We start from the raw sequence: 7,619 nt of genomic DNA, 5'->3' as shown, positions 1-7,619 counted from the left end.
GGGTTGGGCGGGGCGCCAGGCGCGTGCCCAGAAGCGTTCGACCGCCGCGCTCTCGGCGGCGCTGGGGTAGGGGTTCTCGCAGCGTCCACCGGCCATCACCTTCTCGCAGTTCCCGATGTCCGACGGGTGCTGGAGGCTGAGGATGTGCCCGAACTCGTGGACGATCACGCGCAGCGGCGCCGCGCCGGACTGCTGGATCTGGTTGCGGTAGAAGTAGATCTGCCCGCGCGTGCAGCCGACGCAGCTGGCCGTCCCGGGGGCCGATCCGTTCTGGGCGGTGGTCACGGTGATGCCGGCCGGTCCTTTCACCAGCCGGACGCTCGTGACGCGGGTGTTCCAGATCTCGGCGGCCTCGTCGACCAGGGTGCTGAGCTCGGCCGCCCGTGTCGAGTCGTAGTAGATCGTCGTCTGCGCGGCCGCCCGTCGCGGGGCCGCCGTGGCGCTGGGAGCACCGACCAGTACGAGCGCGACAATGCCGCCGAGAACAGCGGCGATCAATCTGGTTGGGAACAACTCCGGCTCCTTCTCGTAGGTTGCATGAACCGGTTGCCCCCGTGCTGCCGGTGTTTCGTGGAACCGACGTTTTGGAGGGTAGCCTTATAAAGACTCGCAATGCACATATCAAATGCCCATACCATTACTTGAATGGCATTACTTGCCGTGACCGCGCGGGCCCGCTTGGCTGATGGAGCCGAAGAACGTCCCGCGAAGATGATCACGAAGATCGGCGCGGTACGGGGTCGTCGTGATGCAGACTTGAAGAATCCTCAAGTGGTCGCGCGGCTCCGATCAGGCGGGAGAGCCATGAAGGTCGTCATCGTGGGCGCGGGAATCGGCGGGCTGATCACGGCACTGCGGCTGCACCACAGGGGCATCGACTGCGAGATCTATGAGCGGAGCGAGCAGATCCGCGAGCTGGGCGTCGGGGTCAATATGCTGCCGAACGCGGTCAGAGAACTGGCCGTGGTGGGGCTCCTCGACCGGCTTGGGGGCGCGGGAGTCCAGGCCCGCGAGCTGATCTACGCCCATCGGCTGGGGCAGGAGATCATGCGCAGGCCCTGCGGGCGCTATGCGGGGTTCGACTATCCGCAGATCAGCGTGCATCGCGGCCGCCTTCAGGGCGTGCTGCTGGAGGCGGTGCGCGAGCGGCTCGGCCCGGACGCCGTGCGGACGGGGCATCGGCTGACCGGCTTCGAGCAGGACGCCGAGAGCGTCCGCGCCCACTTCACCGGCCGCAGCGGTGAAACGCGGGCGTCCGCGCACGGTGATGTGCTGGTGGGGGCCGACGGCATCCACTCGACGGTCCGGTCCATCCTCTTTCCGGACGAGGGGCCGCCGCGCTGGAACGGCGTGATGATGTGGCGGGGAGCCACCGACTGGCCGGAGTTCGGCACCGGCGCCTCCGTGGTGATCGCCGATGGCACCGACGCCAAGCTGGTCGTCTACCCCATCGCGGCGGGAGAGCGTCCGGGCACGCGGCTCACCAACTGGGCGATCTGCCTGCGGACCGGGCGGCCGGGCGACCCCGCGCCCCAGCGCCAGGACTGGTCCCGCCGCGCCCCCGGCGGCTTCACCCGCCTGGCGGACGTGATCGACCCCGCGGCGCTGGAGGCCATCGTCAACGGCTACGCCCACGTCTCGGGGTCCGCCAGGGAGCAGGTGAACCGGCACGCGGGCGGCCCCGCCGTCCCGCAGGACGCCTCCGATTGATCGGTGCGGCTCGGCGGGAGCGCCGCCGATGCCGATCTCGTTGCCCTCGGGCATACGGACCAGCGCACGACGGGGTCCCGCCGAGGCGGTCAGACCGGGGCCTCGCGGGCGGGACGGCTCCGCCCGCCGACCGGGAACGCGCGCCTGGCCAGTTCGTCGTACGGGTGTCCGGCGGCGTCGGCGTCGCCGCGGCCGGCGAGGGTGCCCGCCCAGGCGCACAGGAACCCGAACGGCACCGACACCAGCGCCGGGACGGTCAGCGGGAACAGGTGCGCGTCGCCCATCACATCGGGTCCGGCCAGCACCAGGCCGATGGACGACACCAGCCCGCCGATCAGGCCCGCGACCGCGCCCGTCCGGTTGAAGTGCCGCCAGTAGATCGTCAGGACCAGGACCGGCATCGTCGTGCTCGCGGCGACGGCGAAGGCCACGTTGCCGAGGAAGGCGATGTTGAGTGTCTTGGCCCAGAGGGCGATCAAGATGGCGACGACCGCGATCCCGGCCCCGGCGAACCGTCCGACCAGGAGCTGGCGCTGCGGCGAGACCTCCCCGCGCTTGAGCGCGACGGTGTAGAGGTCATGGGCGATCGCGCCGGACGTGGCGATCGCCAGGCCCGCGAGCACCGCCAGGATCGTCACCATCACGACCGCGGCGACGATCGAGAACAGCAGGTTGCCGCCGACGGCCTCGGCGAGCCGGGGCGCGGCGAGGTTGCCGGCCTTGTTGTCGGCCACGATGGCCGCCTTGCCCACCTGGTCGAGGGCCGCGTACCCGAAGATCGGCAGCGCGGCGAAGAAACCGGCGAAGATCCACATCGCGACCTGGGCGGAGTCGCGGGCCGCCCGGTCGTCGCGGACGGTGAGGAACCGCACCATCACGTGCGGCAGGCCCATCATGCCGAGCACCAGGCCCATCGTCAGCGACACCGTGTCCAGCGACGCGGTGAGGCCGCCCTGATGCGGTGCGATGACCCCGTCGCCGAAGCGGGCGGCGGCGTCCCGCATGGGTCCGAGCGGATTGCCGCCGTAGTCGGCCGTCACGAGCACCAGCAGGGCCAGCGCGGTGACGATCAGCACGGCCGCCTTGAACACCTGGATGTACGTCGTGCCGACCATCCCGCCGAGGATCGTGTAGACGGTCATCAGCCCGCCGATGACGATCACCGCGACCGGGAAGTCGACACCGAGCAGGAGCTGCGCGAGCAGGCCCGCCCCGACGAACTGGATCACCATGTAGATGACGCTGATCGCCAGGCTCGCCACCGCCATCGAGGCGCGCAGCCCGCGGCCGTCGAAGCGCGCCGCCACCGCGTCGGCGAGGGTGTACCGGCCGAGGTTGCGCAGCGGCTCGGCGATCACGAGCATCATCAGCAGGTACGCGGCGGGAACGCCCACGGCCAGGTAGAAGCCCTCGAATCCGGTCAGCGCCACCGCGCCGGTGATGCCGAGGAAGGACGCGGCGGAGAGCTGGTCCCCGGCGAGGGCCAGCCCGTTCTGCAGGCCGCCGATCCGCCCGCCCGCGACGTAGTGCTCGGCGGTGCTCTTGTTCCGCCGGGACGCGTAGGTCGTCAGCGCCAGCGTGACCGCGATCAGCGCCGTGACGATGGCGACGGCCGTGCCGTTCACCGTGGGCCCCCGTCCTCGATCCGGGACGTCCAGCGGCGGTAGGCGACCGCGCCGAGCAGGGGCAGCAGGATCACGGCGAGCCCGGCGGCGTAACCGGCCCCCGCCCCGTCCGCGACGCCGCCGAGGACGCCGGTGAACGAGGCCAGGATCGGGAACGCCATGAAGACGGTGAAGGTGATCGCCGCGGCGCCGAGCACGACACGCTTGTGCCGTTGGACCATGGCGTCATGTTCGTTCTCAGGTCGGGTGGGGTCCGGTCCGCTCTGCGGGGGTTCGGGAGTACGGGTCATCCGGATGCGCCTCCTCGTAAGCGCGCCTTGCTGGGAGCTCCGTATATGAGAACAGATACGAAGTCGTAGAGGAACCCCTGTGGTCGCGATGCGTGCCGCGAACGTTACACACAGGCGGCAGCGCTCCGCGCCTGAGCTGCTACGACTTCGTCCAGCCGAGGCGTGGTCCGGCGATGTTTCGCTCGGAGCACGGGGGGACACTCCTCCGGAACGGCACCGGGTCCCAACGAGCGCGGACGGGGACGCGCCCGGCCCGGCCCGCACGGGGGGAAGTGCGATGAGAGTCATGCTCAGGGCTCACCTGGACGTCAAGGTCGCGAACGAGGCGCTCTCCAGCGGCAGGCTGCCGCAGATCATGGAGTCGTTGATGTCACGGCTCAATCCCGAGGCCGCCTATTTCGGCCCCAGCGAGGGCGTGCGCTGCTGCAGCTTCGTCTTCGACATGCAGGACAGCTCGTTGCTGCCGACCATCGTGGAGCCGCTCTTCCAGGAGCTGGGCGCGAAGATCGAGATCCAGCCGGTGATGAACGCGGATGACCTGCGCAAGGGCCTCGCCGCCTTGCAGCAGGGCTGACCGGCCGGGCCGGGCCGGTCAGGGCCGGAGCGGTCTGGGCGCCCGGCCGGCGTCAGGGAGTGATGATGCCGGGCAGCCGGGTCTGGAAGTCCAGGACGCCCACCCAGGTGGGACGCAGCGCGATGCGGGCCATGCGCGTCTCGGGGTGCTCGGCCCCGGCCACATAGCCCGCGCCGCCCTCCTCGCCCAGGAAGCGGCGGGCCGCCTGCGCCTGTTCGGGCACCATCCCGTCCACCTCGGTGATCGACACGCGGCCGCGCAGGAGGAGGACCTCCGGGGGCTGCGGCTCGGTGTCGATCGTGACCGCGATGTCGGGACGTTCCCGCAGCGCCTTCAGGCGGTGCGCCGGACGCAGTATGCCCATCGGGGGGCAGTAGAAGTACGTCGCCATCACCAGTTCGTCGCCCGTCCAGGTGAACCACGTCGACATCACGCGGGGCGTCCCGTCGATCGCGGTGTAGGCGACGCGGGCCGGGATCGTCGAACGCAGCAGGCGCTGCGCGATATCGGTCTGGAGCAGGCGCACGTCGCCCTGCGGAAAGTCCATGAGCATCTCCTCAGTCGGTACGAAGTGCTGACTCGCGCGGCCGCGCGAACTCATCGCCGACGCCCCTGGAGAGTCGTTTGCCCTGCTGAACGCCGCTGCGCGAGGCCACGGATATGCGCGTCGGTGGGGTCGGGCTGAGAATGGGCCTTCAGCCGGCGACCTGATGCCGCCGCCTCGGCATGGACGTGGCACGCCACACGAGGACGAGCGCACGCCGCGCACGCTCACCTTCGACGGGGAGGCGGTGGAGCGCGGCGCCGAAGGCACCGTTCCTTGTACTCCAAGGGATTTCGGGCGACGGTGAAACAAGGCGAGCCGCCGTTGATCCCCGTCCGGTCGGCGGTGGCCGCGTCCCTGGTCGGCGTCGCCGGAGCCGAGTCGCTCAGCAACGGCTCACGCCCCGTCCCGGTCCCAGCCATTGGAAACGGGACGCACTGAGTCAGGCGAGGCGGATCAGCCGGCGGCGACGGCGCTGAGGCGTTCCTCGCGGAGGCGGCCGGCCCAGGAGTCGTCCAGCGGCTGGAGGTCGCGGCCGACCGCCCAGCGCAGGAGCAGGTCGGCGAGGCCCGGGTTCCGGACGAGCGCGGGCCCGTGCATGTAGGTGCCGAGCACGCGCCCGCTGTAGGCGCCCTCGAAACCGTCGCCGTTCCCGATCCCGTGCACGACCCTCGCGAACGGGCGCGCGTTCTGGCCGAGCTGCGTCACGCCCTGGTGGTTCTCGAAACCGGTGATGCGCGGCACGTTCAGCTCGCCCGCGACATCGCCGACGATCTCGCCGACGGCGCGCTGCTCGCCGCGCCCGGAGCGGATGTCGAGGAGGCCGAGGCCCGCGACGGGCTGGCCCTCCTCGCCGCCGAACTCGTGGCCGAGAAGCTGGTAGCCCGCGCAGACCCCGAAGACGACCGCGCCGGACTGGACGGCCCGCGCGAGGCCGCCGTCGCCCGCGAGGCGCTGCGCCGCGAGGATCTGCGGGCGGTCCTCGCCGCCGCCGAGCAGGTAGATGTCGCCGTCGGCGGGGACGGGCTCGTCCGAGCGGAGGTTGACCGTCTCGGTCGGGATGCCGCGCAGGGCGGCGCGGCGCTCCAGGACGATCGTGTTCCCCTGGTCGCCGTAGGTGCTGAGCAGGTCCGGGTAGATCCAGACGATCTTGATGCGGTCAGAGGACACGGCCGTACCTCGTTCGGATGGACTGGAAGGCGGTGTAGTTGGCGATCACGTCGAGGTGCCCCGGCGGTACGGCCATGACCGCCTGGTCGATGTCGTCCACCACGGTGAACGAGACCTCGGCGGCCTCCAGCCGGGCGGCGAGGTCGACGCGGCGCTCGCCGGCGACCCAGACGGGACGGCCCCGGAGGATGCGGTAGTCGACGTCCCAGAGCCAGGACGTGTCGCGGCCGTCCGGGCCCTGCGCGTTGATGGACAGCGCGACGGGGCCGGGCGCCGGCTGCAGGACGTCGAACGCCTCCAGCCACCCGGCCGGGTTCTTCGACAGCAGCAGCCGGATCGACCGGCCCTCGTGCTCGACCGTGGTGTAGCGGCCCGCGACGGACGTGACCTGCGACAGCAGCGGCAGCGCCTGCTCGGGCGGGACGCCGAACTGCGCGACGACCGCGAGCGCGACCAGGGCGTTGGAGCGGTTCGCGCGGCCGGGAAGGGACAGGTCGGTGAGCCCGAACGTCCGGCCGTCCGGCGCGGTGACGAGGTCGCCCTGCAACGTCCAGTCGGGACGGGGGCGGCGGAAGTGGCACTGGCGGCAGGCCCAGTCGCTGTCCTCGTCGGTGTCCTGCCGGTCGAGGGGGCCGCCGCATTCGGGGCAGCACCAGGAGTCCTCGCGCCAGTGCTGACCGGCCGCGACCCACGTGACGCTCTTCGCGGTGGACGCGCCCCAGGTGACGAGCGGGTCGTCGCAGTTCGCGATGACGTGGCTCTGCGGGGACGCCTCCAGCGCGCGGCGCCACTTGCCGGCCAGCAGCCAGATCTCGGCGGCACGGTCCATCTGGTCGCGGCTGAGGTTCATCAGCGCGACGATGTTGGCCCCCGTCTCCCGCAGGACCATCGGGACGTACTTCTCGTCGCACTCCAGCACGCCGTAGCGGGCCGTCGGCGCCGCCGCGAGCGCGGACACGTGGCCGGTCGGCATGTTCGCGCCGAAGGCGTTGGTGGCGACCTCCCCGAGCGGCGTCATCGCCGAGGTGATCAGCCGGGTCGTCGTCGTCTTGCCGTTGGTGGCGCTGACGAGGACGAGCTTGCGGTCCTTGGCGAGCCTGGTCAGCAGCTCCGGGTCGAGGCGGAGGCCGACCCGTCCGCCGATCACCGAGCCGTCCCCGCGGCCCGCCATTCGGGACATCTTGGCGGCCGTACGACCGAGCGCGACGGCCAGCTGCGAACGCAGCGGAAGATCGCTCATGGACTCCGTCTTCTCTGGATGCGCCGGGAAACCGCTCCGAGCCTAGCCGCTGCGCGCACCGCTGAGGGCTCGCCGGTCGGGTTACGCAACATCCCCGATCGGAGGCGTGCATGATGTGACCATCATCACAGGGAGCCCGGTAAACCGATCCGGACAATCTTGACCTGTGCCGACATGTCGTGATTCGGTGCGTCCTCCGAGGGCGGTGCGCCAGATTCCCAACCACGCGTCCGAGAACGGCGCCACCCACTACTTTTGTCGGGAGCCCTGCTGGTTCGCGGGGAGGCGGCGCCCGCCGGGACGGCGGGTCCGATCGCAGGCGTGGGCAAAGCGGCTATAAGGCGAGGTCTGAGCGATGCAGTGTCCGACGTGCGGTAGTGACACGCCCGGGACGCTCGGCAAGTGTTCACACTGCGAGGCGCCGATCGACGTGTACTCGGTAGGGCCCGTCGCCCCCCTATCGGCC

General features: G+C 71.0%; 8 protein-coding genes. 2 read left to right on the top strand and 6 right to left on the bottom strand.

Going from position 1 to position 7,619, the window contains the following annotated elements; translation table 11 throughout:
• On the bottom strand, positions 1-513 hold a 513-nt coding region (locus ETD83_RS37050), incomplete at its 3' end, for a snapalysin family zinc-dependent metalloprotease (RefSeq protein WP_138649871.1).
• A gap of 291 nt (positions 514-804) precedes the next feature.
• Between ETD83_RS37050 and ETD83_RS37045 the strand changes: the two genes are divergently transcribed.
• Entirely contained in the window at positions 805-1,710 is a 906-nt protein-coding gene (locus ETD83_RS37045; protein ID WP_138649870.1) for an FAD-dependent monooxygenase, read from the top strand.
• Between the two features lie 89 nt (positions 1,711-1,799).
• Here the strand turns inward: ETD83_RS37045 and ETD83_RS37040 are convergent, their stop codons facing one another.
• Complete coding sequence (locus ETD83_RS37040) at positions 1,800-3,335, bottom strand: solute symporter family protein (protein ID WP_138649869.1); 1,536 nt, start codon at positions 3,333-3,335, stop codon at positions 1,800-1,802.
• On the bottom strand, positions 3,332-3,556 hold the full coding sequence (locus tag ETD83_RS37035; RefSeq protein WP_138649868.1) for a hypothetical protein: 225 nt from the start codon (positions 3,554-3,556) through the stop codon (positions 3,332-3,334). Before ETD83_RS37035 ends, ETD83_RS37040 begins: the two co-directional genes overlap by 4 nt.
• 355 nt (positions 3,557-3,911) lie before the next feature.
• On the opposite strand from ETD83_RS37035, the gene ETD83_RS37030 reads away from it, so the two are divergent.
• Positions 3,912-4,199 carry a hypothetical protein gene (locus tag ETD83_RS37030; protein WP_138649867.1) on the top strand — a complete coding sequence of 96 codons (288 nt, stop codon included), beginning with the start codon at positions 3,912-3,914 and terminating at the stop codon, positions 4,197-4,199.
• Positions 4,200-4,251: 52 nt separating this feature from the next.
• Here the strand turns inward: ETD83_RS37030 and ETD83_RS37025 are convergent, their stop codons facing one another.
• The 3 genes from ETD83_RS37025 to ETD83_RS37010 all read right to left on the bottom strand — a co-directional run bounded on the left by ETD83_RS37025 (position 4,252) and on the right by ETD83_RS37010 (position 7,153).
• Positions 4,252-4,746, bottom strand: a complete 495-nt coding sequence (locus ETD83_RS37025) for a pyridoxamine 5'-phosphate oxidase family protein (RefSeq protein WP_230421438.1) — start codon at positions 4,744-4,746, stop codon at positions 4,252-4,254.
• A gap of 453 nt (positions 4,747-5,199) precedes the next feature.
• Entirely contained in the window at positions 5,200-5,913 is a 714-nt protein-coding gene (locus ETD83_RS37015) for a type 1 glutamine amidotransferase (RefSeq protein WP_138649865.1), read from the bottom strand.
• Positions 5,903-7,153, bottom strand: coding sequence for a Mur ligase family protein (locus ETD83_RS37010; protein WP_138649864.1), 1,251 nt, complete (start codon positions 7,151-7,153; stop codon positions 5,903-5,905). The genes ETD83_RS37015 and ETD83_RS37010 overlap by 11 nt, the downstream gene beginning before the upstream one ends.
• Positions 7,154-7,619 lie beyond the last annotated feature (466 nt).

Source organism: Actinomadura soli, assembly GCF_005889715.1.
In the GTDB taxonomy this organism is placed as follows: Bacteria; Actinomycetota; Actinomycetes; order Streptosporangiales; family Streptosporangiaceae; genus Spirillospora; species Spirillospora soli.
Note: the sequence above shows the minus strand (reverse complement) of the source record. Positions and strands in the feature narration are given on the sequence as shown.

Bases quoted from the DNA above. Each gene is read 5' to 3' on its own strand.
- ETD83_RS37035 (WP_138649868.1), bottom strand. From the start codon at position 3,556: ATGGTCCAACGGCACAAGCGTGTCGTGCTCGGCGCCGCGGCGATCACC.
- ETD83_RS37010 (WP_138649864.1), bottom strand. From the start codon at position 7,153: ATGAGCGATCTTCCGCTGCGTTCGCAGCTGGCCGTCGCGCTCGGTCGT.
- ETD83_RS37025 (WP_230421438.1), bottom strand. From the start codon at position 4,746: ATGGACTTTCCGCAGGGCGACGTGCGCCTGCTCCAGACCGATATCGCG.
- ETD83_RS37030 (WP_138649867.1), top strand. From the start codon at position 3,912: ATGCTCAGGGCTCACCTGGACGTCAAGGTCGCGAACGAGGCGCTCTCC.
- ETD83_RS37045 (WP_138649870.1), top strand. From the start codon at position 805: ATGAAGGTCGTCATCGTGGGCGCGGGAATCGGCGGGCTGATCACGGCA.